Annotated in this window: 24 protein-coding genes and 1 pseudogene; 12 read left to right on the forward strand and 13 right to left on the reverse strand. The window is 59.9% G+C overall.

The window, feature by feature from the left end; all coding sequences use genetic code 11:
- The first annotated feature begins 70 nt into the window (after positions 1 to 70).
- Genes Q7L55_10290 through Q7L55_10315 form a run of 6 tightly spaced genes read left to right on the forward strand, consistent with a single transcriptional unit; the run spans position 71 to position 7,691 of the window.
- Positions 71 to 1,120: an N-acetylneuraminate synthase family protein gene (locus Q7L55_10290; protein ID MDO8732939.1), complete on the forward strand. Its 1,050-nt coding sequence runs from the start codon at positions 71 to 73 to the stop codon at positions 1,118 to 1,120.
- Positions 1,121 to 1,912, forward strand: a complete 792-nt coding sequence (locus Q7L55_10295) for an SDR family oxidoreductase (GenBank protein MDO8732940.1) — start codon at positions 1,121 to 1,123, stop codon at positions 1,910 to 1,912. It abuts the gene before it with no gap.
- Positions 1,906 to 3,363: an aldehyde dehydrogenase family protein gene (locus Q7L55_10300; protein ID MDO8732941.1), complete on the forward strand. Its 1,458-nt coding sequence runs from the start codon at positions 1,906 to 1,908 to the stop codon at positions 3,361 to 3,363. Before Q7L55_10295 ends, Q7L55_10300 begins: the two co-directional genes overlap by 7 nt.
- Entirely contained in the window at positions 3,360 to 4,121 is a 762-nt protein-coding gene (locus Q7L55_10305) for an acylneuraminate cytidylyltransferase family protein (protein MDO8732942.1), read from the forward strand. The genes Q7L55_10300 and Q7L55_10305 overlap by 4 nt, the downstream gene beginning before the upstream one ends.
- Positions 4,121 to 6,013: a transketolase C-terminal domain-containing protein gene (locus tag Q7L55_10310; GenBank protein MDO8732943.1), complete on the forward strand. Its 1,893-nt coding sequence runs from the start codon at positions 4,121 to 4,123 to the stop codon at positions 6,011 to 6,013. Before Q7L55_10305 ends, Q7L55_10310 begins: the two co-directional genes overlap by 1 nt.
- A gap of 19 nt (positions 6,014 to 6,032) precedes the next feature.
- Complete coding sequence (locus Q7L55_10315) at positions 6,033 to 7,691, forward strand: capsule biosynthesis protein (protein ID MDO8732944.1); 1,659 nt, start codon at positions 6,033 to 6,035, stop codon at positions 7,689 to 7,691.
- Positions 7,692 to 7,697: 6 nt separating this feature from the next.
- Here Q7L55_10315 and Q7L55_10320 read toward each other — a convergent pair whose 3' ends face one another.
- Genes Q7L55_10320 through Q7L55_10330 form a run of 3 tightly spaced genes read right to left on the reverse strand, consistent with a single transcriptional unit; the run spans position 7,698 to position 10,631 of the window.
- Positions 7,698 to 8,642, reverse strand: coding sequence for a hypothetical protein (locus tag Q7L55_10320; GenBank protein ID MDO8732945.1), 945 nt, complete (start codon positions 8,640 to 8,642; stop codon positions 7,698 to 7,700).
- Positions 8,643 to 8,659: 17 nt separating this feature from the next.
- On the reverse strand, positions 8,660 to 9,286 hold the full coding sequence (locus Q7L55_10325) for a hypothetical protein (GenBank protein ID MDO8732946.1): 627 nt from the start codon (positions 9,284 to 9,286) through the stop codon (positions 8,660 to 8,662).
- Entirely contained in the window at positions 9,279 to 10,631 is a 1,353-nt protein-coding gene (locus Q7L55_10330; GenBank protein ID MDO8732947.1) for a DUF6350 family protein, read from the reverse strand. Before Q7L55_10330 ends, Q7L55_10325 begins: the two co-directional genes overlap by 8 nt.
- Before the next feature lie 175 nt (positions 10,632 to 10,806).
- Here Q7L55_10330 and Q7L55_10335 point away from each other — a divergent pair, with 175 nt between their 5' ends.
- From Q7L55_10335 to Q7L55_10345, 3 genes are read left to right on the forward strand one after another with little or no spacing between them, the layout of a single operon-like run.
- Complete coding sequence (locus Q7L55_10335) at positions 10,807 to 11,634, forward strand: type IV toxin-antitoxin system AbiEi family antitoxin (GenBank protein ID MDO8732948.1); 828 nt, start codon at positions 10,807 to 10,809, stop codon at positions 11,632 to 11,634.
- Positions 11,631 to 11,906 carry a hypothetical protein gene (locus tag Q7L55_10340; GenBank protein ID MDO8732949.1) on the forward strand — a complete coding sequence of 92 codons (276 nt, stop codon included), beginning with the start codon at positions 11,631 to 11,633 and terminating at the stop codon, positions 11,904 to 11,906. Before Q7L55_10335 ends, Q7L55_10340 begins: the two co-directional genes overlap by 4 nt.
- The gene (locus tag Q7L55_10345) at positions 11,884 to 12,246 is read left to right on the forward strand and encodes a nucleotidyl transferase AbiEii/AbiGii toxin family protein (GenBank protein MDO8732950.1); all 363 of its coding nucleotides are present in this window, start codon (positions 11,884 to 11,886) and stop codon (positions 12,244 to 12,246) included. Before Q7L55_10340 ends, Q7L55_10345 begins: the two co-directional genes overlap by 23 nt.
- Before the next feature lie 41 nt (positions 12,247 to 12,287).
- Here the strand turns inward: Q7L55_10345 and Q7L55_10350 are convergent, their stop codons facing one another.
- Positions 12,288 to 13,577, reverse strand: coding sequence for a bifunctional diguanylate cyclase/phosphodiesterase (locus Q7L55_10350; protein MDO8732951.1), 1,290 nt, complete (start codon positions 13,575 to 13,577; stop codon positions 12,288 to 12,290).
- Positions 13,578 to 13,730: 153 nt separating this feature from the next.
- Between Q7L55_10350 and Q7L55_10355 the strand changes: the two genes are divergently transcribed.
- On the forward strand, positions 13,731 to 14,330 hold the full coding sequence (locus tag Q7L55_10355; protein ID MDO8732952.1) for a winged helix-turn-helix domain-containing protein: 600 nt from the start codon (positions 13,731 to 13,733) through the stop codon (positions 14,328 to 14,330).
- Positions 14,314 to 14,817 (forward strand): hypothetical protein, encoded by a 504-nt coding sequence (locus tag Q7L55_10360; GenBank protein ID MDO8732953.1) that lies wholly within the window; start codon positions 14,314 to 14,316, stop codon positions 14,815 to 14,817. Before Q7L55_10355 ends, Q7L55_10360 begins: the two co-directional genes overlap by 17 nt.
- 30 nt (positions 14,818 to 14,847) lie before the next feature.
- On the opposite strand, the gene sucD is transcribed toward Q7L55_10360, so the two are convergent.
- From sucD to Q7L55_10375, 3 genes and pseudogenes are all read right to left on the reverse strand, one after another.
- A complete protein-coding gene (sucD, locus tag Q7L55_10365; protein ID MDO8732954.1) occupies positions 14,848 to 15,720 on the reverse strand; it encodes a succinate--CoA ligase subunit alpha in 873 nt (290 codons plus the stop codon).
- Positions 15,721 to 15,732: 12 nt separating this feature from the next.
- Positions 15,733 to 16,920 (reverse strand): ADP-forming succinate--CoA ligase subunit beta, encoded by a 1,188-nt coding sequence (gene sucC / locus Q7L55_10370; GenBank protein ID MDO8732955.1) that lies wholly within the window; start codon positions 16,918 to 16,920, stop codon positions 15,733 to 15,735.
- A 124-nt stretch (positions 16,921 to 17,044) separates the two neighbouring features.
- Positions 17,045 to 17,880 (reverse strand): annotated as a pseudogene (locus Q7L55_10375) (YHYH protein).
- Between the two features lie 149 nt (positions 17,881 to 18,029).
- Between Q7L55_10375 and Q7L55_10380 the strand changes: the two are divergent.
- A complete protein-coding gene (locus tag Q7L55_10380; protein ID MDO8732956.1) occupies positions 18,030 to 19,136 on the forward strand; it encodes a GGDEF domain-containing protein in 1,107 nt (368 codons plus the stop codon).
- A gap of 29 nt (positions 19,137 to 19,165) precedes the next feature.
- On the opposite strand, the gene Q7L55_10385 is transcribed toward Q7L55_10380, so the two are convergent.
- From Q7L55_10385 to Q7L55_10410, 6 genes are read right to left on the reverse strand one after another with little or no spacing between them, the layout of a single operon-like run.
- Complete coding sequence (locus Q7L55_10385) at positions 19,166 to 19,846, reverse strand: RES family NAD+ phosphorylase (GenBank protein ID MDO8732957.1); 681 nt, start codon at positions 19,844 to 19,846, stop codon at positions 19,166 to 19,168.
- A complete protein-coding gene (locus tag Q7L55_10390) occupies positions 19,843 to 20,277 on the reverse strand; it encodes a DUF2384 domain-containing protein (GenBank protein MDO8732958.1) in 435 nt (144 codons plus the stop codon). Before Q7L55_10390 ends, Q7L55_10385 begins: the two co-directional genes overlap by 4 nt.
- A gap of 29 nt (positions 20,278 to 20,306) precedes the next feature.
- A complete protein-coding gene (locus tag Q7L55_10395) occupies positions 20,307 to 20,825 on the reverse strand; it encodes a type II toxin-antitoxin system YhaV family toxin (GenBank protein MDO8732959.1) in 519 nt (172 codons plus the stop codon).
- Positions 20,822 to 21,145, reverse strand: coding sequence for a type II toxin-antitoxin system PrlF family antitoxin (locus Q7L55_10400; protein ID MDO8732960.1), 324 nt, complete (start codon positions 21,143 to 21,145; stop codon positions 20,822 to 20,824). Before Q7L55_10400 ends, Q7L55_10395 begins: the two co-directional genes overlap by 4 nt.
- Before the next feature lie 54 nt (positions 21,146 to 21,199).
- Positions 21,200 to 23,413 carry a DNA helicase PcrA gene (gene pcrA / locus Q7L55_10405; GenBank protein MDO8732961.1) on the reverse strand — a complete coding sequence of 738 codons (2,214 nt, stop codon included), beginning with the start codon at positions 23,411 to 23,413 and terminating at the stop codon, positions 21,200 to 21,202.
- A gap of 31 nt (positions 23,414 to 23,444) precedes the next feature.
- Positions 23,445 to 25,430: a hypothetical protein gene (locus tag Q7L55_10410; protein ID MDO8732962.1), complete on the reverse strand. Its 1,986-nt coding sequence runs from the start codon at positions 25,428 to 25,430 to the stop codon at positions 23,445 to 23,447.
- Between the last annotated feature and the right edge of the window lie 80 nt (positions 25,431 to 25,510).

Consider the following 25,510-nt stretch of genomic DNA (forward strand, 5'->3'; position numbering starts at 1 on the left):
TGCGGCTAGGGTGTGCTTGTCGCAATAAGCGAGCTTGCTCGGCACTTGCCGACAGCCCAAAGGAGGCATCGTGGGTTTCATTGAGGACCTGAAGACTGAGGGCGACGGCGCCTTTCATGTGATTGCTGAGATCGGACACAACCATCAGGGCAGTCTTGAAAAGTGCATGGCGCTCTTTGATGCCGCCAAGCGTGCTGGCGCGCATTCCGTGAAGTTGCAGAAGCGCGACAACAAATCCCTTTACACGCCTTCAGTTTTCAACGAGACATATAACAGCACCAATGCCTACGCCGATACCTATGGAGCACACCGCGAGGCACTGGAATTCGGCAAAGACGAGTATTACGCGCTCAAGAAGTACGCCGAATCACTCGACATCATGTTCTGGTCTACCGCCTTCGACATCCCTAGCGTGGACTTCCTCGTCGATGTTGGCATCCCCGCGATCAAGATTGCTTCTGGCGACATCCGCAGCCACCACCTGCAGGAGTACGCGGCATCCACCGGGCTGCCTGTCGTGTTCAGCACTGGCGGAGCGACGATGCTGCAGGTACAGGCAGCACACGATGTGGTCTCAGCCCACACAAGCGAGTTCGCGATTCTCCAATGCATCGCTTCATACCCGGCACCATTTGACCAGTTGAATCTGAATGTCATTCCGTCCTACATGCAGCATTTTCCCGATGCGGTCATCGGCTATTCCGGGCATGAGAATGGCATCGCCATGTCCAATGTCGCCTACGTCTTGGGCGCGCGTGTCATCGAGAAGCACTTCACCCTCGATCGCACAATGAAGGGCACCGATCACGCGTTCAGCCTCGAGCCCGAGGGCATGCGCAAGCTCGTTCGCGATCTTGAGCGCACGCGCCTGGCGATGGGGTCAAGTGTCAAGGAGCCCCTTGACCTCGAACTGCCGGCCGTGACCAAGATGGCGAAGAAAGCCGTGGCCGCACGCGATCTCAAGGCAGGCGAGATCCTGCATCTGTCTGACATCGAGTTCCGCTCCCCTGGCAATGGCATTGCGCCGGACGAGGCGCACCGGATGTACGGACGCGTCTTGGCGCGCGATGTCGTGTGCTACGAGGACCTCAACTTCGTCGATTTCATCTCTGCTGACTGAATGGACAGACTTGATGGAAAATCGGCCGTCGTCATCGGAGCCGATGGAAAGTTAGGTCCGATCTGGATCGAGGCGTTGTTCGAGGCCGGCGCAACCGTAACGGCGCTCTGTGAGCCAGGTCGGGCACCGAGTGATCGACTGAAGTCACTGATCGATACCGCTAGCGGTCAGATTCGGCTTGGCTCCTGCGACGTCTCGGACCCTGATTCAGTCCAGTCAGCGCGCGACGCCGTTATCGCCGACGTCGGAGCCATCGATGTCCTTGTCGTCAACGCCGGGATCGACACCCCACCCGGTGCCACCGCCACGTGGGCCTTGGGCGAGTTTCCAGTCGCGTTGATGCGCAGAATCCTCGAAGTGAACGTCATCGGGGCCTTCAATGTCATGCAGGTCTTCAGCACCTCCATGCTCCCTGGGGGCTCGGTGATTGCCGTTGGCTCCATGTATGGCTCCAGCGCCCCTATGGCCACTTTGTATGACCACATCGAGACCGAGCCTGCCTTTCTCAAGCCGCCTGCCTATGGCGCCTCCAAGTCCGCGCTCAGCAATCTCGTCAACTGGTTGGCGGTCCATTGGGCGCCAACCGGATTGCGCTTCAACACCCTCAGTCCAGGCGGAGTGGCCGGCGGTCAGGATCCCGAGTTCATCCGCAAGTTTAGCGCAACGGTTCCCATGCATCGACTGTGCGAGCCCGAAGAGTTGAAGGGCCCTCTGCTCTTCCTCGCGTCTGATGCCTCGTCCTACATCACGGGCTCCGAACTCCTGGTGGATGGAGGTCGACACGCATGGTGACCACGACCCTGATCGGCTGCAACATCATCGACGGCGATGACACTGTCGCCGCGAACGCCCAACTTGTTGATCGCTTCGGCCCGGCAGATGGCACTCTCGCTGGACAGCGAGTCGAATCCGGTGCTGCAGAAATCGATCAGGCGCTGGCTGCCGCGCGCGCCGGTCAGGCTGCTTGGGCCGCCACCACACCGGTATTCCGTGGTGAGTTGCTGCGCGCTATCGCGCGCGAGCTCGACGCTCGGATCGAGACGCTGGCGCACCTCGTGCATCTGGAGACTGGCAAGAGCTTGGCCATGGCGCGCGGCGAGGTGCGTGGTGCAATTGAGCTCGCCTATTTCACAGCAGCAGAGGGCCGGCGCTTCTACGGCCGCACCACCACCAGTGCGATACCTGGCAAACAAGTCTCAACGTGGCGAGCACCCATCGGCGTAGGAGCACTCATCGCCGCGAGCAATACGCCGGTTCCCAACTACGCCTGGAAGGTGTTTCCAGCGCTGCTGGCTGGAAATTCAGTAATCCTCAAGCCCAGCGAGCACACCCCCTTCTCCGCGGTGGAGTTCGTTCGGATCTGCCTTGACTGCGGAGTCCCGGCCTCGGCCCTGCAACTGATTCAGGGAAGCGGCCCGGGCACCGGCTCGACGTTGGTTGAGTCCAAAATCGAATTGGTCTCTTTCACTGGGAGTGCGGCTGTTGGGCGCGGCATTCTTGCCAGCGCAGGCGGCCGCCTCATTCGTGCAGCCGTCGAACTTGGCGGCAAGAACGCGATGATCGTGTGCGACGACGCTGACCTGTCCGCTGCAGCCGACGCTGCTGTGGCCTCGGCGTTCTCCAATGCTGGCCAAAGGTGCGCCGCCACCAGCCGCATCATCGTTATGGGCAGTGTGTACGAGGAGTTCACCAGACTGCTGCTCGAACGAACCTCGGCCCTGACCTTGCACGGACAAGACGACTCGGTTGGTCCGGTCATCGGCGAAATCGCCGTCGCGCGCATCACCGCTGCCGTCTCGGGCGCGGCCGAGCGGGGCGCAACGCTTCTCGCTGGTGGACCAGATTCAGTCCCCGGCTCACTTGCAGGTGGCTGCTTTGTCGCTCCCACCATCCTGGCCGATGTGCCGGCGGACGATCCGATCTCGGTCGAAGAGGTGTTCGGGCCGGTGGCCAATCTCTACCGAGTTGGCAGTTTTGCCGAGGCGATTGCCCTGGCTGCGCAAACTGAGTACGGACTCACAGGTGCGATCTGGACCGACTCTGTGGATCGCGCATTTCACTTCACTTCAACCGCACGGGTCGGCATGGCTGTAGTGAATGGGCCGACATTCGGCAGTGAGCCGCACATGCCTTTCGGCGGCTTCGGCTCGTCTGGCAATGGCACCCGCGAATGCGGCACAGAGGTCTTCGACTTCTATACCGAACTGCGCACAGTGGCAGTGCTCACTCGCGAGCCGAGATGACGGCAGTCGCCCTCATTCCCGCTCGCTCTGGCAGCAAGCGCATCCCCGGAAAGAACACGCGACTGCTGGCTGGGCATCCGGTTATCGCGTACACGATTGCCAGTGCGATCTCATCAGGAGTGTTCGACCGCGTGATTGTCAGCACCGATGATGCCCCGACCGCCGCTGTGGCGACGTACTACGGAGCCGAGGCGCCCTTCCTGCGCCCGGCTGAACTGTCCCAGTCTGACTCCGCAGACATCCTCTGGGTACTCCACGCACTCGACTGGCTGGACAACGAGGGTGAACTGCCAGATGTCTGCGCGCTCTTGCGGCCAACCAGCCCACTTCGGCAGCCTGCGTCCATTCGCCAGGCGATGGATCAATTCACCCAGTCCGATGGCTATGACTCGATTCGTGCGGTCACTCGCTGCGAGCAGCACCCGGCGAAAATGTGGGTGCTCGATGAGGATCGCCTCGGCATGAGCCCACTTCTGCCGGTATTGGAGGATGCCGTTCCGGCGCACAGTCGGCCATACGACACCCTCCCCGAGGTCTATGTACAGGATGCGAGCCTTGAGATCTTCTGGACCCGTACCGCACGCGAGCTCGGTTCGATTGCCGGTACGCGAATCATGGCTTGGATCACCCCAAGCCCCGAGGGCATGGATCTCAACTTCCCGGCAGACTGGACTCTGCTCGCCGATCTCGTTGCCCGAGAACCTTCAGTCCTGCCGACAATCCTGCAACCGCCGTATCAAGATCAGGGGATGAACTAGTGCCGACCGCCGATGTTTGCTTTGTGCCACAGACCTTTCTGTCTCAAGTCCTCGCGGCACCTGCCCCACTTACACAACGCGTCACTGCGTTCGCAGAGCTCTCGCGCATCAACACTCTGGGCATGATCATGATGGCCGGGTCAGGGCACATCGGCTCAAGCTTCAGCTCTGTCGACATCATGTCGTGGGTGCTTGCTGGCGAGCTCGCGCATCACACTGAACAACCAAATCCTGGGCGCTTCTTCTCGTCGAAAGGACACGATGCGCCAGCCATGTATGCGGTGAACATCGGCCTGGGTCGAATCGATGAAAGCCTCCGCACCAAGTTGCGGCGCCTCGATGGTCTGCCCGGCCACCCCGACACCTCCATTCCTTCCATGATCACGAACACCGGCTCGCTGGGCATGGGCATCTCCAAGGCCAAGGGCTTCGTCTTCGCCGACCGCCTCAAGGGCGCAGAACTGCCTACATATGTACTCCTGGGCGATGGTGAGCTGCAAGAAGGGCAGATCTACGAATCCCTCGCAGGCGCAGTCAATGCCGGCTACTCATCGATCACCGCGATCATCGACTGGAATCGGATTCAGTCGGACACCTGGGTCAGCAAGGTCTCCGACCTTGGCGACATCGAAGCGAAGTTCGCGTCCTTCGGCTGGAACGTTCGCGCCTGCGATGGCAACGACGTCGAAGCAATCGCCAGTGCCCTCGCTGAACTGCGCGATGCACAAGGACCAGGCGTGCTCATTGCTCACACAGTGAAGGGCAAGGGTGTCTCATTCATGGAGGATTTCGCTCCGGACGGGGATCTCTACGCCTTCCACTCCGGCGCACCCGCCATTCCGGTGTACCTGGAGGCATTGGCCGAACTGCAAGCTCGCGCAGGAGTCCTCGTTGGCGAACTGGGCCTGGGTGAAGTGTCCTACGAGACTGTTCTGCTTGATCGCCCGGTCGCTCCAAAGCCGACCACGCTCGTGGAATCCTGGTCCAACGCCCTCGGTGCCATGGCCGCACGCCGCGCTGATGTCGTGGTGCTGGATGGCGACCTGCGCAAGGATCTCGGGCTGGTGCAATTCGCGGCCGAATACCCGGAGCGATTCATCGAGTGCGGCATCGCCGAACAGGACATGGTCTCGCAGGCCGGCGCGCTGGCGCTGAGCGGGCTTCTTCCGATCTCCTGCTCGTTTGCCTGCTTCCTCACCACCCGACCGCACGAGCAGATCCTGAACAACGCCTCTGAAGGCACGCACCTGCTCTATGTCGGCGCACTGGCCGGCATCATTCCGGCCGGACCAGGCCACAGCCACCAAGCCGTGACCGACGTTGCCGTGATGAATGCACTCAACGGCATGCTGATCGCCGAGCCATTCCATCCCTCCCAGATGTCCTCGATCGTCGCGACATTGACTGATGTGCATGACGGACCTGCTTACCTGCGCATCTGCAGCGTGCCACTGCCATTCGAGGAGATCCCAGAGCCAGACCTTCTCGACATCGGCAAGGGTCAGGTGCTGCGCGAAGGAAGCGATGTGGTCCTGTTTGCTTCGTCAGCGCCGCTCGTGCTGCAGGCCCTTCGGGCAAGCGATGCGCTCAAGGAGCTTGGGATCTCGGCAACGGTGGCCGCAACTCCTTGGCTGAATCGCATGGACCCCGACTGGATGGCCTCTCTAGTGTCGCCTGGCAAGCCACTTGTGGTCATCGAGAACCATGTGCGTTCCGGCGGCTTCGGCTCCACTGTTGCGGGCGCGCTCGTGCAAGCAGGCATTGCAGTGCCATGGCTTCATGTGTGCGTCGAAGGCAAGCAGGCTTGCGGCACTAACGACGAAGCCTTGGCCTTCCATCGGCTCGATGCTGCGTCAATCACCAGCCGTGTGCAGGCCTTCGTCAACGCGTAGGTCAGATACCGTCAAGCACATGCGAGAACGCGTGCGCGCACTCCTGCGCCCACTTGCGCGCAGGCACGCGAGTCGCCGCTACCTCCCGAACTGGTCAGCCCTCGGACTGCCAGCGCACGAAAGTCCTAACGGAAGCCGCGTGCTCCTGGCGACCATGGCAGGAGGAAATCTGCAGGCCATGAATGTCGAACGCCTGCTCGCAGCGGCACTCACCGTGCGAGGCCATCACGTCGATGCAGTGCTGTGCGACGGAGCTCTTCCGGCCTGCATCGAATGCAGCTACCTCGTGATCGCACCGAGCAGGATGGCATCGGCCGGACCGTCAGAATCAATGTGCAGGCAATGCACGGCAACAGGCGTGCGCGCATTGGAGTCCGCCGGGGCCAGCTTGCACTCTCTCTCAAAGTGGATCCTGCCCGAGGATCACGCTGAGGCCGAGCGACTCAGCGAGTCAGCGTTGGACGTGGCATCACTGACTCTCGACGACATCGCCATCGGGCAGCATGCCCGAGCGGGAGCCCTTCGGTTCGAGGCGCGGGCAGTGCTCGCTGATGGGCCCGAGAGTCAACGGATCCTCTTGCGCTATCTGCGCGCTGCGGTGCTGACCTGTCGAGCAACGCAAAGGATGATTGAAGACCTCGCCCCAGATGTCATCGTGCTGCAGCACGGCATCTATGTGCCTCAGGGCGTCGTCGTCGAGACCGCCAAAACGCAAGGAGTTCGGGTTGTCACCTGGACTTCCGGCTACCCGGAATCATCGATGCTCTTCGCCCATGGTGATACCTACCACCGAACAATGCTGGCCGAGACTCCTGCCGACTGGGCAGACGTTGAGTGGACTCCGCAGCGTGCGCAGGCAACGCGCGAATACCTGGACTCACGTCGCACAGGATCACGCGATTGGATTCGGTTCGGCTCGGCGCAAGCCTCTGCCTTGGCAGAGTCATTGCCCCAAGTCGTGCTGGATCCAAGACCATTGGTGCTGGTGCTGCCCAATGTCTCGTGGGATGCCCAGATCCATTTTGAGGGGCGCGCCTTCGCATCGCAGACCGACTGGCTTCTGCACACCATCGAGTGGGCACGCACCAGGCCAGATCTCCAAATCGTCATTCGTGCGCATCCGGGCGAGGTGACCGGATTCCTGCCAGCGCAGGATCCACTTCGCGAAATCCTGCCGATCGCTCACCTCCCAGAGAACGTGAGCTTCGTGGATTCCACTTCTCCAACATCCACCTATGAACTTGTCGATCTGGCAAACGTCGTCATTGTGTATGGCACAAAAGTTGGAGTCGAGGCCTTGGCTCAAGGTCGGCCGGTGATCACCGTGGGTGAAGCGTGGATCCGAGGCAAGGAACTCTCTATCGACGTGGAGACATCAACTGAGTACCAAAGGGTCCTTGATCAACTTCCCTTCGCTGACGGGATTGCCCCCGAGCACACTGATCGTGCGCTTCGATACGCGCATCACCTGTTCCTGCGGCGCATGATTCCGGTGCGCGCACTCCAACGGGTTACCCATCCCGGACCAGGCCGCCCGCTGTACTGGGCGGTCGTGCCCGCGCGCCAATCGCTTGCTCCAGAGCAGGATACTGGTCTGGATGCCGTCTGCAAAGGCATCGTCGAAGGTACCTCGTTCGTTCTTGACTCGGCTTCTCCTCCACAGCCCCCAGCGGCATGAACCTGGTCAGTCAGTGGCTGCGACTTCAGCGGCCTTGATTTTTCGCGCCCTTCGGGATGCGGCACGGGTGCCAACAAGTGCTAGCACCTCACTCCGCAGCGGTTCTTCCAATGTCTCTTCCAATGCCAACCGAAGCCTGCCCGCAGCCTTGTTCGCTTCGCGCACTGCCTTGGGGCTGGGCCGCTCGTCAACTGGCCGATCCCATTGTTTGGCGAGAGCGATGATCCGCTTGATGTAGTCGTAGGACTCGGCGTCGCTCCGAATCGAATCAAGGCCTTGTCTGGCACTCAGTAAGTCGCCCAATTTTCTCGTGATTTCGATGAGATCGAGCGCCCGAGTGGAGACGCTCCGATTTGACCACATCCCAAGCGCCTGCGGATCAAACTCCACGTGCGCCAGGCCCAATGCCGCGAGGAATCGCTGAGCGAGCGGCTCCTCGCCGACCAGCGGAAGCAGAACAATGTCACGCTCTGCGCTTTGCTCGTAGGCCCACGTGGACCACACATTGAGCCAGACATCGAGATCCCCAACATCGAGCTGGACATCGAGCTGCTCCGATTTCTGCTGGGAAGGCCGCGCGGGCAAAGCCTGCGCGCGTTGATTCATCCGCGAGAGGGTCCAATCCTCGAGTAGTCGCAGGACGAATACGACAGTGATCGAATCGAAGTGATGCGCGATTCCGTTCATGAGTCCATCGATACCTGCGGGATCCAAAGTGCAGAGGAACTCTGATGAGAGGATCACAACTTCAGCCGGATCTTCGCCGATGATGTCCGGCCAGAGTCGCGGGCGTTGCCCACTCGCCAGAGTCTGCACAAGTTTGGTGGGACGAAGTCGCACGAAGCTCACATCATGCGCTGCCAGGATTTCAGTTGAGCGTGCGAATCCGTCCTGCAATGACGTCGATCCACACTTCGGCAGACCCACATGCAGGATGAGTCGCTTAGGCACAGTTCAGCGATCCGAACTCAAGGCGCGATCTGTTCGTGATTGAACTGTCGGTACATGTGCGCAGTGAACAGGGCCGTGAACGGCAAGGTCAGCAGTGTCAGCACACCGAAGAACAAGGTGCCCGACAGGCTCACGATGACGTTCAGGATGGTCATGATCGCCGCTGGGCCGATGTTCATGCGAATGGCTTCGAAACTCGATCTGATGGCTTGTCCGACATTTGATCCCCTGTCGAGCACAAAGAAGGGGCCAAGTTGGAGAAAGAAGATCACGAAGAAGGCCGGAAGGATGCACAAGAGCAGGCCAACAATGGTGAGTGCGATGTAGGCGAGCACGAACAGGATGTAGCGGCCAAGGTTCTGCATGGTGAGCATGTCCGCAAAACTCGGCTCGTGGCCTTGGGTGGTGCGCAGGGCTGCGCGATCAACGCCGATGGCGGCGAACGCTGAAAGCAGAAGAAAGACGAAGGTAAGGATCAGCAGGGCGAAGGCGCCCGCGCCTGCTTCGCTGAACAGGCGCTGAGCGACCTGCGCAATGAACTGGGTGACCATGACCACGGCGGCCAGAGCCAGCAGTGGCACCGCATTCGCGCGAAAGGTGTCAAAGGCCCAGATCAGAGCCTTTCGAACGTCGGGCTTATCCATTGATCTGCTCGCTCTCGTGGTCTGGAGCGGCTGATGCTTCCACATCTTGGACGCTCTTCGCCCCAGCTGTCTCTGCCGATGGGCTTTTGGCCTGTGGCTGCGCATCGGGCATAGCGTCATCGCCTGTTGGAGTCGGCTCGGCGTTGTAGTACTTGTCTCGCGGCTGTTCAACCTCTGGCGGTGGCACCGTGCGCAGCGCGAGGGCTGTTGGCACGGCTCCGATCGCGGTGAGGCCAAAGGCAAGCAGACCAACGAATACGGGGTCCGGTCCGATGCTGAGCAGGCGGACGTCCCCGAGTGATCCGGCGCTGAGCGAAGTGAGTAGACCAATCACCACACCGACCACTACGCAGGCAGCTGTGGCACTTGCGAGGCGCATGAGTGCTGGCAGCGGTCCGCCTCGCACGCAAGTGATACCAACGCCAACACCGATGATCACAGCGATGATCGGCAGACCCCAGGCGAGCGGCCCGACTCGCTCTGGCAGCGCGGCCAGCAGCGGGAAGGCAGGAAGCTCGGTCGGTGGTGGCGTGGGCATGAACGGCGACAGGCCAATGCCCGGTCCGATAGCGATGCCTGGCCCAAGCAGGTAGGCGGTGGACCAGAGGACGAGCACTGGGAGGTAGCCGATGCAGGCAATCACGATGAGCAGGCCGCCGAAGACTCCAGCATCGAGGAACTCCAGAATCTCGCGGGCCTGCCAGAAGTGCCAGATCAGCGAGATCAGTGCCAGTACGGCGCCAGCACCGAGCAGGCCGAGCATTCCCGCTGCTCCCGCTCGCAGGACAGTCCAGATGTCCTTGGGGATCAGCTTGAGCAAGGCCCTGCCCTGATCAGTTGTCCTGCCGAGGGCAACCGCGAAGGTCACAGCGGCGATCACAGCCCCTGTGAGCGCCGCTTGGCCTGTGGGGGCTTGCAGCCCCGGGGTGGCTGTGATCGCTGCGACCGCGGCCATCACGACCGCGTAGGTCAGCGTTGCAACGGCGAGAAGGATGCCAAGTTCGAGCCTGCCAGAGCGCTTGGTGGCGCGGCCGAGCATGAGGCCAGCACGGTAGAGGGCGAAGATCACGATGATCACCAGGCCCCATGGCAGGATCGAGTACTTCACGCTGCCGTTGTTCAGCGGCACATTCTGGATGCCGAGCCAAGCCCCGCCGATGAGATCAAAGAGCTCACGCGGTCCATTTGAACCGTGCTCTGTGGTGAGCCAGGCCGCCCAGATGGGAATGCCGATGAGGACGAAGCTGCTTGCCGCGGCAAAGAGGACTCCGATAGGAGCGATGAACCACCGCGGATGGAGTCGGGAAGTCAGCGCTTTCAGGTCGTTCATCACCGGCGCGCTCACTGGTCCACCATTTCAGACTTTGGTGCACTGATCGTGGACCTGCCGTGGGTGTTCGAGAGCTCACCCCACTCTGTAGGGGTGAATAGGACAACACCGACCTTGAAGTGTGTATAAAAAAAAGTCTGAAACATTTCTGATATGCTTTCACGCAGGTTCTTTACACAGGAGATGCCCGATGCGTACGCTTTCCGCAGTACCGATAGCGCGCCTTCGCGATGACATTGTCGGACGTGGCATCAGCGCACTCACGCTCAATGAGGTCGTTGCACTGACGGGACTCACGCGCGGTTCGGCTCGTGAGGCAATGAGGCGGACTCGCGCTGCGGGCCACTTCTTCGCTCCCACTCCCGGCCTCTACATCCCCATACCATCGGAGTATTCAAGCTGGGGCGTCGTGCCCGCCATGGACTTCATCGATCAGATGATGGGCTTTCTCGGAAGGTCGTATTGCGTCGGACTGCTGTCGGCTGCAGAACTGCATGGCGCCGCACACCAGCGCCCGCAGGTGTTCCAGGTGATGGTCGATCGCCCCCTCGCAAATCGTGACATCGAGCGTGTCCGGCTTCGCTTCTACGAGCGCGTCGATGTCGGTCACACGCCGGTCGTTCTCAAGAACTCACGCACTTCACAAGTGCGTGTTTCCTCTCCTGAGACGACGGTGTTGGACCTTGTCGATCGGCCACGCGACTCAGGTGCGCTATTCAATGTTGCCACTGTCATCGGTGAATTCGTGCAAGAAGAACTACTCGACGCTGAGACGCTGGTGGCCCTCGCTTCGTCCTACCCACTCGCCACGGCCCGCAGGCTCGGTTGGCTGCTCGACCGCGACGCCGAGTTCGTTGAGACGACCACGCTGTCAGCGCCCCTCCAGGAGTTCGTCAACAGTCGAACGACCGAGGGGAAAAGGTCAGTTGACATGCTCGATGCCAGCGGGCCACGACGCGGCAAGGCGAACAAGAAATGGGGAATCATCGAGAATGTCGAAGTGGAGCCTGACCTGTGATTCCTCAAGCAGTGATTCAAGCCTGGGCAGTGGATCGACCCTGGCCGACTTTGGTGGCCGTGGAGCAGGATCTTGTGCTGGCCAGACTCATTGTCGAGCTTGCAGCCCATCCGATGCTCAGCAACGAACTCGTCTCTCGCGGTGGCACATGCCTTCATCAACTCGTGCTGAATCGACCGCGCCGCGAGCCTGCGCATCAAAGTCGAGATCAACACTCACGAGACATCGCCAGCATTGCCCACCATCAGAATGCCCTTCGCCGTCAAGAGTGAGTGGTTCACTGGGAACGCGGAAGTGCACACCTTCGCGGTGGCCGAGTTGTTCGCTACCAAGATCCGGGCTCTGTATCAACGAAGGAAGGGTCGCGACCTCTTTGACATGTGGCTCGGCCTCACCGAACTTCAGATGCCGGGGTCACAAATTGTCGGAGCATTCGGGCCCTACCGCCCCGCTGGCCTCACAGCGACCCTCGCGGAGGAAAACCTGCGGGAGAAGCTCAACAATGCACAGTTCCGATCAGACCTGGATGCACTCGTCTCAGTGTGGCCGCCTGCGTTCGACATTGACGATGCTGCCGAGCTCGTCATCGCCGAAGTGTTGCGATTGTTGTAGCTCACGAATGCGCTGATCGTGGACCTGCCGCCTGTGTTCGATCAAGAATGCAGATAGACGTTCTTGAAGAGCTCACTGATCTGGCTTGGCGGCACAGCTTCGGAGTAGAGGAAACCTTGTGCGCTCGGGCAGCCAACTGATCTGAGGTATGCCGCCTGATCTGCGTTCTCGACTCCCTCGGCAGTGACATGAAGGCCGAATTCTCGGGCCAAGGCCACAATCCCAGCAATCAGGCGTCGGTCAATATCACTGGTCAATACGTTGGCCACAAAACTCCTGTCAATCTTCACAACATCTACAGGGTATTCGCGTAAGTAGGCCAATGACGCAAAGCCGGTACCGAAGTCATCAATGGCAATCCGTATTCCACGGTCGCGAATGCCAAAGACATTTGCTCGCACCGTGGGGGTTGGACGCAGCAGAGCAGTCTCAGTGATTTCAAAGCACAACAGTTCGGGGCGAACCGAACTGGAAATCAGCGCTCGATCCATGGTGTCCAGCAATGTCGGCATCGACAGTTGCAATGCCGAAACATTGACGCGCACGAGCAGTGCCCGTTCTGGATGCTCAATCGCCCAATTGGCAGCCTGATGGAAGGACTGCTCGATAACCCAACTGCCAATCTCCAGAATCAGACCAGTGTCCTCAGCAGTGCGAATGAACTCTTCAGCAAGTCGCATGTTGCAACCCGGACGAAGCCACCGAATCAGTGCTTCAACTGCCCTGATTTCTCCAGATTCGAGATCGATCTCGGGTTGGTACCAAACGTGTAATTCTTCTCGCTCGAGTGCAGCGCTCAGTTGATTTTCAGCTGTGACGCGTGCAAGCACCGCAGCTTGAATATCCGAGTTGAAAAAGGCCATTTGGTCGCGACCCTCTGATTTGGCAGTGGCCATCGCTGTTTCGGCTTCGTGTATCACAATCTCGGGTTCGCTCTGATCACTCGCAATTGCCACGCCAACGCTGACAGTGGTGAATAGTGAATTGCCAAAGACTTCAAGCGCATCATGGAATTCATTGATGATGCGCATGGCCGCACGAACAGGCTCGGTGGGGTTGCTCAGTTCGCGAATGACAACCAAGAACTCATCGCTGCCTGCACGAGCAACGAGATCACTGCCTCGAACGGTCGCCTTGATTCGCTCGGCGGCCGCGCGAAGAAGTTCATCACCAACACGGCGACCAAGCGCTTCATTGACTTCGGTGAATCGATCCAGTCCAATCATCAGGACTGCAGTTGCTCGACCTGAACGGCGACTGGAACTCAGCGCGCGGCCCAACTCAGCCAGCAGGGCGTCGCGGCTGGCGAGACCGGTCAACTGGTCTTGCATCGCTACTTCACCAACTCAACCACCGGGAGCCTCCGCTTACTATCCAGATTCGGCCCAAGGCTACCGTGGAGAAGCCCCTCAAAAGTCGTCATATCTATGTATTCTTTCCCCATCCACTATTGACTTGTTTATTGATACATAGGACCATGCCATATGGCCTCGAAATCCGGACGGCGTCCCACTCCTCCATTGGCCCAACTCTTTGCCAGCGCAACACTGCCACGCCTTCTGGCTGCGCTCTTCCTGCACGATCGGATCAATGTCACTCAACTCGTCCAGAATGTGGGTGTGAGTCGAGCTGTTGTCAGTCGAGAGCTTGCCCGGCTTGATGAGCTGGGTCTGCTTGAAAGCAAACGTGAGGGCAACATCCGCTGGGTGTCGATCATTGAACATTCCGAAGTGGCTGCTGCTTTGCGCACACTCGCACTCGCCTCCTATGGCCCGCCCGCAGTTGTAGCTGGCGAGTTTGCATCAATTGCTGGTGTTGAGCGGTGCTTCATATATGGCTCCTGGGCATCACGCAATGCCGGAGTGCGCGGCGCGCTTCCGCGCGATGTCGACGTACTGCTCATCGGCAATCCCGATCGCGACAAGGTTTTCCAGGCCGAAGCGCGTGCCGAATCTCGACTCGGGCGCGAAGTGAACACAAGAACTCTCAGCGAACGAGAGTGGACCAGCGATGCTGATCCGTTCTTTGCGGCATTGAAGGAACGCCCACTATTCGAAGTGAAGCCTGATGACAACAGAAAATGATCTGCCGCGCAACGCAGAAATCATTGCGTCGATGTTGCGAGCCAATCAGCTCGAGAGCGTTCCAGTCTCGATCCAGCTCGCAACCGAGCTGATCGACAAGGCCAATGGTCGCTTGCGATCTGTTGTGCGCTCACTGGATGCCGATGACCTTGGTGAATGCGCGTCGCCGCTGTGGGATGCCATCCGGCTTTCACTTTCAAGCGTTCTTCAAGCCCAAGGATTGCGCGCTGGCGGTGCAAAGGGTCACCACTTAAATGTCCTTGAGGCGATCGAGGCTCAATACGGGCACCATCCTGAGATTGGTCCGCAGATGGCTCGCGTTCGTCGGATTCGCAGCGATCGAAACAAGGATGAGTACCCAGCCCGGCTCGGTGAGGACACCGCCGACAAAGCAGACCTCACCGAAAGCCTTCGAGTGGCCCATGAACTTCTCGCTACAAGTGAGCGCATTGCCATGAAGATTGCGCCATTCGACCGAAGTGTCTGAATGCTTCGGCATGTTTGCTACTTTTGTTGATTAGCCCCTGATCATGATTTCGCGCATCAGGCGGGCAGTCGCACTCGGCGTCTTGCCTACCTTCACACCAACAGCCTCGAGCGCTTCCTGCTTGGCTGCCGCGGTGCCGGCCGAGCCCGAGACGATGGCGCCAGCGTGACCCATCGTCTTGCCCTCAGGAGCAGTGAAGCCAGCCACGTAGCCGACAACCGGCTTGGTGATATGCAGACCGATGTACGCAGCCGCGCGCTCTTCAGCATCGCCACCGATCTCACCGATCATCACGATGGCGTCAGTGTCGGGGTCATCCTGGAATGCCTGGAGGGCATCGATGTGGGTGGTGCCGATGATTGGGTCGCCACCGATGCCAACGCAGGTGCTGAAGCCGATGTCGCGCAACTCGTACATCATCTGGTAGGTCAGGGTGCCCGACTTCGAGACGAGACCGACGCGGCCTGGCTTGGTGATGTCGGCCGGGATGATGCCGGCATTGGACACACCGGGTGAAATGACGCCCGGGCAGTTCGGGCCGATGACGCGCGTCTTGCCCGAGTTCTGCGAGAGCTGGAAGAACTTCGCGGTGTCGTGAACGGGGATGCCTTCGGTGATGAGGATCAGCAAAGGGATCTCAGCGTTGATGGCTTCTTCAACCGCACCGATGGCGAACTTCGGTGGCACAAATGCCACGCTGACGTTTGCACCGGTTGCGGCGATTGCATCGCCAACGGTGTTGTAGATCGGGATGCCGTCAAGATCCTGACCGGCCTTGCCCGGGGTCACACCGGCCACCACATTGGAGCCTGAGGCAACCATGCGACGGGTGTGCTTGCTGCCCTCTGAACCAGTCATGCCCTGGACCAGGATCTTGCTTTCGCTGTTCAGCCAAATAGCCATGTTCGTATGCCTTTACTTTCCGGCCTTGCGTGCTGCTGCCAATTCGGCAGCGCGACGCGCAGCATCGTCCATGGTCTCGACCATTTCGATTAGTGGGTGATTCGCCTTGGTGAGGATCGCGCGACCTTCGATCGCGTTGTTGCCATCGATGCGAGCAACGATTGGCTTGGTCAGCGTTGCGCCCTTGGCTTCGAGCATCTCAAGTGCCTGCAGGATGCCGTTGGCCACAGCGTCACACGAGGTGATGCCGCCGAAGACGTTGACGAACACCGACTCGACCTCAGGGTCGTTCAGGATGATGTCCAGCCCATTGGCCATTACCTCTGCGCTGGCGCCACCACCAATGTCGAGGAAGTTCGCGGGCAGGATGCCACCGAACTCCTCACCGGCGTATGCAACGACGTCAAGGGTGCTCATCACGAGCCCGGCACCGTTGCCGATGATGCCGACCTCGCCCTGCAGCTTCACGTAGTTGAGATCGAACTCCGCTGCGCGCAGCTCGATCGGGTCGGTCGCCTCGCGGTCGATGAGATCTTCGTGCGAGAGGTGACGGAAGTTGGCGTTGTCGTCGAGGGTGACCTTGCCGTCCAGTGCGAGCACCTTGCCGTCGGGGGTGAGCACGAGTGGGTTGACCTCAACCAGGGTTGCGTCTTCCTTGACGAAGACGTCCCAGAGCTTGAGCAGAATCGCGACGACCTGATCGGCGATCTTGTCGTCGAACTTCGCTGCGGCAACGATCTCGCGGGCCTTGGCTTCGGTGCAGCCTTCAAGGGCATCGACGCGAATCATCGCGAGGGCGTCGGGGTTGTTGACTGCGACCTCTTCGATCTCGACACCACCCTCGACGCTGGCCATCGCCAAGAAGGTGCGGTTGGTGCGATCAAGAAGGAAGGAGACGTAGTACTCCTCGGCGATATCGCTGGCCTCGGCAACAAGGACGCGATGGACGGTGTGACCCTTGATGTCCATGCCCAAAATGGCCTTGGCCTTCTCGAAAGCGTCATCAGGATTCTCAGCGAGCTTGACGCCACCTGCCTTGCCGCGACCACCGGTCTTCACCTGGGCCTTGACCACGACCTGTGAACCGATCTTGCGGGCGATTTCATGGGCAGCGTCTGCAGTGCTGGCCACTTCACCCTGAGTCGTGGGGACATCATGGGATTCGAACAGCTGCTTAGCTTGGTACTCGTACAGGTCCACGCAGGACTCCTTTGGCGATACGACGCGATAGCAGAGCGGAAATCGGCGAATGTCAGCCGAGCGGGCTGAGCCTACTCAAGTCAGGAGGGGCCTCGCGCCGAGAAGCCTGTGATTTTGGACCCACTTAGCGTGGCGGTCTGGTCAATCCGCCCGGAGTGCTTGGGCCATTGCGAACAAACGAGGATGAAAGGATTCCGGCGAACTGCCGTGGGATCTCCAGGACTCCGGGGGTCAGTACGTACACATAGCTGCCTCGCGGATATTCGGGGGTCACCGCGAACCGGCCATTTGCTGCATCCAGAGTGCCCGAGCCGACCCGGTACTCCCAATCCAGCACGAAGTTGCCGTCGTAGGCGCCGCCTGGACCGTCGGGGCGGGTACCCGACTTCAGTTGATACGAGGAGGTGAGCGTGCTGAGTCCGCTATTGGAATCCATTGGCTTTCGATAGCCGCGGTTGAGATAGATCGGGAAGCCGTCACCGGCCCAACCGACAAGTGGGGAGTGCTGCGAGCCCCAGATCGATCCCACCATTCCGCCGCAAAGGGATCGAAGAGCACGCCGTTGATTGCGATGCCGAAGGGCTGCGGGAGGGCGTACGGCGTCGAATTGGCATTGCGAGTCGGCTTGGCCGGCACCGAGAAGTCATAGGACTGCGCGCTGATCGAATTGGGATTGTGCGCATTGGGGAAGCTGCCTGTTGAGTGGTTCGGCAATCCGTTCGCTCGAATGCGACGCACTCCGTTGCGCACTGTGACCGAAACCTGGGTGCCGGTCTGCGCATCGGTTAACGCGTAATCCCCTGTCACATCAAGGACTTTCATCGTCGCGCCTTGGGCAGGTTTGGCACTGACGAGCAATCCCGTGGTGCCTCCAAGGGTCAAGGTCACTGCGCCGGCCAAGCCAGCGAGCAGAAAGCCGCGTCTGGCCACCTGCACGTCTGCTGAATCATGCATTTGCATGCTTCGCACTGTAAGAAGCGCGAACGATAGTTCGATAGTCGTCGTACAGATCGCTGCCCTTGTCCTGACTTGATCCGAACTTTCACGTCTATCGCGAGAGCTCAAAACAACTTCTCGCTAGTTCCGAGAGCGGCCTCTAGGCTGGATCCATGGGCCCGGGCGAAAATCCAACAGAGCGCGATGCCTCAGGCATAGTGTTCTCACCGAGCGACATCGATCACGTCGCCCTCACAGCTCACGAGCGCAGCGCTTTCCGTCAGCAGACCGCCAAGCATGAGGCGCCGTGGATTGCGGCGTCCGTTGCCGTCCTCGCACTGGTGCTCGCAACCATGAACTCCGTGCTGGGCACCGATGAAGGCGGCGGCACGAGCTTCCAGGAGAACATTCCGATCTTCCTGTCAGCCCTGCTGCTGGCAATCGCTGCACCCTTGCTCGGACGTCCGTGGCTGCCCGCTGCCGCGGTGCCATGGATCAGCGCCGGCCTGGCAACGTTGATGGTGCTTGCGCTGTTGTTTCAGGAGTACAAGCACTTTTCAGACACTGGTTTGCTCTATGCCCTGTTCGCGATTGCGGCCTACGGACCTCTTGCTATGGATTTCCGAGCGGCCATCAGTGCTGCCGTTCCCATGCTGATTGGCTGCATCTGGGTATCCATGAGTCTGGCGTCCCCGGCGAATGTCGATTGGACAGTGGCGTCGATCGCGGCGCTGATGATCAGTGGCGTTCTTCTGTCTGTTCGCCTCCGTGGAGTCGATTCGCTGGCCAAGGCACTTGCCCTGCACGCAGCTTTGGCAACCGAGGATCCGTTGACGGGGATGCTCAACCGCCGCGGCTTGAATGCGCGTCTTGGCCAGGTCTTCAGCTTGGCGGCCCGAGGTCAGGTGACGATCTCAGCGATGTTCGTCGACATTGATGGCTTGAAGCAGGTCAACGACCGGCACGGCCACAACATGGGCGATCAGGTCATCAAAGCCACGGCTGAGGCAATCCAAAGTTCGGTACGCGGTGGCGACTTGACCTGCCGCTGGGGAGGCGATGAGTTCCTCATCCTGGGCATCGGTAGCAACTGGAATTCAGATGTGCTGACCCAACGCATCCGCGAGTTCCTTGCCAAGAGTGAGATTCCAACTGGCCAATGGCCTGGCACAGCCACGTTTGGCTGGGCAACCATTGATCCCGCCGTTGATACTTTCGATGAGCTTGTCCGACAGGCAGACGCTGATATGTACTCCCGGCGCGCTCGCCGCAAGGTCTAGTTGCCGACCAAGCGTTTGGCATCGGCACATCATTTGATCTGATGCCATTGCATGGAAGAGCCGTCCCAATGGGCCGCATATGTATTCGAACGCCGAACATGCTGAACCAGATGCGGGATCAGCACGGCAGTGTTGAGTGCACCAGCCAGTCGAACAGATGGATAGCGGATTCCTGAGAGTTGCCGCGCACGGCATTCGTCGGCGAAATTTTGCGAAGCGACATAGGAATCGGGATGCAGATATTCAGCATCGGCTCTTGCCGCCAGCACTGCCAGATCACCATTGACATCTGCCAGATAGACGGTGAACGCCATCTCGGCTTGATCAATCCGTGACTGTTGAAGAAAACGTGCCCGGTGAAAAGCAACCTCAGCCTTGGCGGCGTCCAATCCGTCGGAGCAATACCAAGCACCGAATTGCTCGCGATTGAAGCGACCTCCCCCAAAGCCAGTGCCCGACGGATAGGTGAAGGCCGCGTTGATGACAGCGGCCAGCGGGACTCCGGCCACGAGCACGTTGCGAGCGAATGCCGGGTTCTGGCCGAGCTCGGCCTGAGTGCGAGCACTGGTGACTCGAACAAGATCGACGAGCACCGCGGTTGTCTCAGCATCATCATCTGTAAGTGCATGCAATGCGTGACTTGCTTCGGTGTCGTGACGGGAGTCGATCAGTCGCATCGTGTCGTGCAACTCAAGATGCTGAACCCTCATCTGCCGCCGCGCACTGCATCCAGATGCAGTCGCACGCGATCCATTGCCAAGATTCCACCCCGGGCCATCACGTCAAAGGGGCTCTGCCCGCTGAACAGCGCAGAGTCATTGGGCTTGCGCACCCAGGCATCGGCATTGACTTTGTCCAGGATCACATGCAGGGCCTGGTAGATCCCGAGCAGATATGAGGCCCGAGTCAGACCATCGAAGCCCAGATCCTCGGGTGGAGTGCGCTTCCAGCGTCGAACGGTGCTGATCGAGACCCCGCCAAGAAGTTCGGCCAAGTGCGCATCAGTCAGGCCCCAGGCCTGCGCTATGCGCAGGAGCGCAGGTACTGCGGCGTGTGTGAACTGGATTCGAACGGCGAGGTCACTCAGATTGTTGCGATTCGCTGACAATGCCTTGCCAGCTCGGATGCTCGTGGGGCTCATCCTGCCTCCATGTGGATGTTTTGAAGCACCTAAATAGTAGCACTTGGCCCGCGATCAGATTCACTAGTTGCGTTGCCTAAGTCGGCTCTGCTGGATTCATTGAGCAAAGCCTCCCAATCCGATGGCGGCGCGCCAGCTTCCAGCATGCGCCGAAAGACCCGGTAGGCGTCACTTGAACTGCCATAGGCACGTTTCGATTCAGGGTCGTTCACCCAGCCGTACACGATGATGTGCGCCTGCTCGTGAAATCGGAAGAAGAGTCGGTACTGCTGAAAGAACTTGGCGCGGTACCAATGCGAATGCTCGGAACCTAGGGTCTTGCCCTGACGAAAAATTGGGTTCTGTGGATTCTGTGGAATGACTTCAAGTGCAAGCTGTCGAATTGCCGCCAGGCGCTTGGTCGCATTCTTCGACTTGTACCCCTCTGCGTCCTTCAGACGTAGGGATTCAACCTCGGCGACCAATGCTTGGAGTTGACTGACGAAAATCGGATGAGCAAAGAGAGTCCAGCCGTGCGCTACCGCTGACGTCGCTAAATCACCGGTCATTCGTCTTCGTCAGAGAGTGAGGCATCGAGATCAATCTCGATGCCAGCAACAAGACTCACAATGCGATCAACAAGGAGCGGATCCAGCCCCGTGACCGCGTCCGGGCGGGATTCAATGTCATGGGCGAGGAAGGTCAGAAAGGCGTTCATGACGGTGTCTTCGACGACAGAATCGGCCTTCGTCAGGATCACAACTCCGTCAGCCTGAATTTCATAGCGAAGGCGATCGCGCTTGGCTAGACCAAGTGCCCGACGCACGGGCTCTGGCACCGTCGTCTGATATCGGTCAGTCAATCCGGATTCGGTCTCCAGAATGCTCATGGGCCCTCCTGCCTTGAGCCACTTAAGGTAATGCAATTGCATTACCTTAGTCAACTAGAGTTTTTCGACTGGGGCGTATCGCAACAACAGCCGCTTGACCCCGGATGAGCCGAAATCGATGGTGGCGTCGGCCTTGTCTCCGGAGCCTGCCGTACTGACGACTGTGCCGAGTCCGAACTTGCTGTGCGTGACTCGGTCACCTGCCGACAGGTTGATGACCGGGCCTGGGTTCACCACTCGGTCGCCGAGGCGCAGGGCACTGCTGTTGCGAGGGGTGGACGGCATGAACGCCTGGCGCACAGGTTCTTCGCGCCGCCAGTTCAATGCACTTTCTGGAATCTCATCGAAGAACCGTGACGGCGGGTTGTAGGCCGGCGCACCCCAGGCTGAACGCATCATCGATCGACTCAAGTACAAGCGCTCGCGGGCCCTAGTGATGCCGACATAGGCAAGTCGCCGCTCTTCCTCCAGCTCCTTGGGGTCGCTGAGCGAACGCATGTGCGGGAAGACTCCATCTTCAAGGCCAGTAAGAAAGACGACCGGAAATTCCAGGCCCTTTGCAGTGTGAAGAGTCATCAGTGTGACGACTCCGCCGTCATCGTCAGGTATCTGATCTGCATCAGCGACCAAGGCGATGCGCTCGAGCAGATCGATCAAGGTGCCCTCTGGATTGTCGTCGCTGAACTCCTGCGCAACCGACTCCAACTCGGCAAGGTTTTCCAGACGCCCTTCATCTTGCGGGTCATTCGAAGCGCTGAGCTCAGCAACATAGCCCGACTGCTCAAGCACTGCTTGCAAGACCGTTGCTGAGTCGGCACCGGATTCGATGAGCGTGCGCAAGTTGTTCATCATCAACACAAATGGCGCGATACTGCTCAATGAGCGAGTGGCCATGCCTGGCGCCTCGTCGGCTCGTTCGAGCGCTGCCCAGAATGACATGCGCTCGCGTTGAGCGAAGGCCTCGATCATGGCTTCGGCTCGATCACCGATGCCGCGCTTGGGAACATTGAGGATTCGGCGCAGTGAGACATCGTCTTCTGGATTCGCAAGGGCGCGCAAATACGCAATGGCATCGCGCACTTCACGACGCTCGTAGAAGCGAACCCCACCAACAACTTTGTAGGGCATGCCAACGCGAATGAAGACATCTTCGATAGACCGCGACTGCGCATTGGTGCGGTAGAACACCGCGACATCGCTGGGCTTGATGCCCGCGTTGTCGGTGAGCGCATCGATCTCGGTCGAGATGAAGGTGGCTTCGTCATGCTCGTCGTCGGCCACATAGGCAACGATCTGCTCGCCCTGGCCAGAGTCGGTCCAGAGGTTCTTTGCGCGCCGACGTTCATTGCGAGCAATCACTGCGTTTGCAGCGGTCAGGATTGTTTGCGTTGATCGATAGTTCTGCTCCAGCATGATGGTGCGTGCATTGGGATAATCGCGTTCGAACTCTTCAATGTTGCGGATTGTGGCGCCACGGAATGCGTAGATCGATTGATCGGCATCGCCGACCACGCACAGTTCCCCCGCCTTGAGTTGATCGGTGTCGTGCCCGACGAGCTCTTTGACCAGTTGATATTGCGCATGGTTGGTGTCCTGGTATTCGTCAACCATGATGTGTCGAAACCGACGGCGGTAGTGCTCGGCAACATCGGGGAACAACTGCAGCACGGCAACTGTGCTACCGATGAGATCGTCAAAGTCAAAGGCATTGGCTCGACGCAGCCGCTCTTGATAGCCGCGATAGGCAGCTGCAAGCGACTCTTCAGTCGGATTGGAAGCCCGCGAGGCGAAGGTCTCTTCGTCGATCAGTTCATTCTTCAGATTCGAGACCTGCGCCACAAAACTGCGCGGCGTGAATCGCTTTGGATCCAGATCAAGATCGCGGATCACCATGGTCATCAGGCGCAGAGAATCGGCCTGGTCGTAAATGGTGAAGGTGCTGGCGATACCCAAGCGTTTGGATTCACTGCGCAGAATACGCACGCAGGCACTGTGGAAAGTGGAGACCCACATCGCTCGAGCACTCGAGCCAATGAGCTCGGCGACCCGCTCCTTCATCTCGCCCGCAGCCTTGTTGGTGAAGGTGATGGCCAGGATCTCTCCGGGACGGGCATCGCCAGTAGCCAGGAGGTGCGCGATGCGACGGGTGAGCACCCTGGTCTTGCCCGAGCCAGCACCGGCAACGATCAGCAGGGGCGACCCGCGATGCTCAACAGCTGCCCGCTGGGCCTCGTTGAGGTCCTTCAGGAGAAGTTCTGCTGGGGTCACCGAAGCATCGTAGAGGTCTGATCAGACGGAACTATTTGACGAAGCCGACCAAGCTCGCGGCAAACTTCGAGGCCACGGTCGAGGCCACCTGAACCCGACCATCTGGACCTACCGGAGCCAGAATCAGCGCGGCGTATTTCTTGTTGGCCATCACAGGAGCCGAGCGGGTGCCTGGCGGAGCGCCATTTGATGCATAGACCGCCAAGGTGCCGTCTTGAGTGGCCTTCTTGGTCTGCACGCGAAGCAGCACTGCCTTGAGCTTCTTCATGCCAGGCAGTCCGAATTGCTTGGAGACCTTGTAGCTCAAGGGTGAAGTTGGATCGACCTGGCCGGAGAAGATCACCTTGGGAGTCATCGCAATCACCGTCGGCGGGCTTTCGGTTGTGCCGTAGCCGAGTACCTCAACGCGCAATTGCACCACCGAGTTCGGCGAGGAGCTCATCACTACTGAACTGCCACTCACCGGCACGATCATGACGGATTTCGTCATCGCCGACTTCGGGAACTTCATCTGTGCTGAATCGGCGCCGGCACTGCGGCCGATGCGGACAAAGCCGCGCTTGGACGCATCTTTGGCTGTCACGAAGACAACTGCGCTACGTGCCTCAGCAGGAAGCCCAGCCAAGTTCACGGTGCGTGACTCACCGGCCTGAATCGGGCCATCGGTCACTGTTTCGTAGCCGAGCACCGAGCCAACGGGGAAGAAGTCACTTGGCTCAGGTTCAAGCGGTGGCGGGCTCGCTGGTGTGACGGTCTGCGCCGGGGCCTTCTCCGGCGTGGCTGCCGGTGCCGGTGCCGGTGCACCAGAAACAGTTCCGCTGGGCAGTTGAGCAGCTGCGCCGGTGGCATCGGCCTTGTAGTAGCCCAGTACTTCAACGACGAGATCCGTAGCGCCTTGGGAAGTGGCAAGGGCGATCGTGCCGTCGGTCGAGACTGGCAGGGTTGCCTCGCCAGTGGCATCGGCATTCATGCCCACTTCGACCACTGCTTGGCTCGAGGACTGACCCGGAGACCATGCGCGAATAGTCGACTTCACGTTCGCGCCCAGAGCGGTGACGCGAATACGAACGGAGCCGACGTTGGAGGTCGGAATTCCGCCTACGCCAGTGATCTTCGGGAAGATGCGATGCGAGTCACCGGTCCAACGGTCCTGCTCAAGTCGGCAGCGCATCGGCACCCCGACTCCAGCGCGGGTGTCCAGCACTTGCACCGCGCCAACCGAGACCAAGTCGCCATGCGCTTCTGGGTATTTCGTGCTCGCCCCCGAAGTCACGCGCGGGCAATACGGCGCAGTGATGGGGTTGCCCGTCCACAAGGAGGTGATGCCCGCCGCTCCGTCCCAGGTCAGCGAGATGTGAATGTGGTTGCGATGGCAGGTGGTGTCCGAGGCCGGTGCTGGGGTGGCAAAGCAGCCTTTGAGCTCGGCCCATCCGCGAGCAGGGTCATAGCCACGCCAGATGCGGTCGTTCCAACCGATGTACATCACGCCCATGCGCAGGGCATTGGCATAGGGAACGCCATTTGCATCGGTGGCCAAGAGCCAGTTCAAGAAAGTCTCGGCGTTGGCTCGATCCTGGGCATTGCGGACGCTGACCATCCAGTCGAAAGCTCTGCCCTCTTTGTGCTCGCTCTGATCGCCGACGTCACAGCCGCGGGAGATGAAAATCTGTTGCGCAGCGCCATAGGTTGCGCGGATCAGGTCGACCGCCCGCTGAGCTCCGGGCTTCGGCGTGGGATCACATACGGACTGTCCTTCGTAGGTGGAAGCGATGTCTGCCTGTGGGGGCACTGCAACTGGCATCGCCGGGCTTGCTGCCGGCGGCAAGCCCGTGCCAGGGACCGGAGCTCCGGCCACGACGCCTGTCCAGTTTGAGGGGGTCCAACCCGAATCCGCGGCCTGTGCCGCGGGGAGGAAGGAAACGAGTAACGTGCCTGCCACAAGCCCCGTCAGTGCGACGTGCCGGCCCACCCGACGAGGTCGTTTGGGCAGGGCAAATCGCCCGTGGCGGGGAAGCACGCGCTCATGTTGTCACGAGTGGGGCCAATGTGACGACTGTGGCAGGTGCTCACAGAGTGAAATTATCCTGCAATCGGGAT

Source organism: Actinomycetota bacterium (assembly GCA_030650795.1).
Classification (GTDB): Bacteria; Actinomycetota; Actinomycetes; order S36-B12; family S36-B12; genus UBA11398.

Bases quoted from the DNA above. Each gene is read 5' to 3' on its own strand.
- Q7L55_10295 (MDO8732940.1), top strand. From the start codon at position 1,121: ATGGACAGACTTGATGGAAAATCGGCCGTCGTCATCGGAGCCGATGGA.
- Q7L55_10300 (MDO8732941.1), top strand. From the start codon at position 1,906: ATGGTGACCACGACCCTGATCGGCTGCAACATCATCGACGGCGATGAC.
- Q7L55_10305 (MDO8732942.1), top strand. From the start codon at position 3,360: ATGACGGCAGTCGCCCTCATTCCCGCTCGCTCTGGCAGCAAGCGCATC.
- Q7L55_10315 (MDO8732944.1), top strand. From the start codon at position 6,033: ATGCGAGAACGCGTGCGCGCACTCCTGCGCCCACTTGCGCGCAGGCAC.
- Q7L55_10325 (MDO8732946.1), bottom strand. From the start codon at position 9,286: ATGGATAAGCCCGACGTTCGAAAGGCTCTGATCTGGGCCTTTGACACC.
- Q7L55_10335 (MDO8732948.1), top strand. From the start codon at position 10,807: ATGCGTACGCTTTCCGCAGTACCGATAGCGCGCCTTCGCGATGACATT.
- Q7L55_10345 (MDO8732950.1), top strand. From the start codon at position 11,884: ATGCCCTTCGCCGTCAAGAGTGAGTGGTTCACTGGGAACGCGGAAGTG.
- Q7L55_10350 (MDO8732951.1), bottom strand. From the start codon at position 13,577: ATGCAAGACCAGTTGACCGGTCTCGCCAGCCGCGACGCCCTGCTGGCT.
- Q7L55_10355 (MDO8732952.1), top strand. From the start codon at position 13,731: ATGGCCTCGAAATCCGGACGGCGTCCCACTCCTCCATTGGCCCAACTC.
- Q7L55_10360 (MDO8732953.1), top strand. From the start codon at position 14,314: ATGACAACAGAAAATGATCTGCCGCGCAACGCAGAAATCATTGCGTCG.
- sucD (MDO8732954.1), bottom strand. From the start codon at position 15,720: ATGGCTATTTGGCTGAACAGCGAAAGCAAGATCCTGGTCCAGGGCATG.
- Q7L55_10380 (MDO8732956.1), top strand. From the start codon at position 18,030: ATGGGCCCGGGCGAAAATCCAACAGAGCGCGATGCCTCAGGCATAGTG.
- Q7L55_10385 (MDO8732957.1), bottom strand. From the start codon at position 19,846: ATGAGGGTTCAGCATCTTGAGTTGCACGACACGATGCGACTGATCGAC.
- Q7L55_10390 (MDO8732958.1), bottom strand. From the start codon at position 20,277: ATGAGCCCCACGAGCATCCGAGCTGGCAAGGCATTGTCAGCGAATCGC.
- Q7L55_10395 (MDO8732959.1), bottom strand. From the start codon at position 20,825: ATGACCGGTGATTTAGCGACGTCAGCGGTAGCGCACGGCTGGACTCTC.
- Q7L55_10400 (MDO8732960.1), bottom strand. From the start codon at position 21,145: ATGAGCATTCTGGAGACCGAATCCGGATTGACTGACCGATATCAGACG.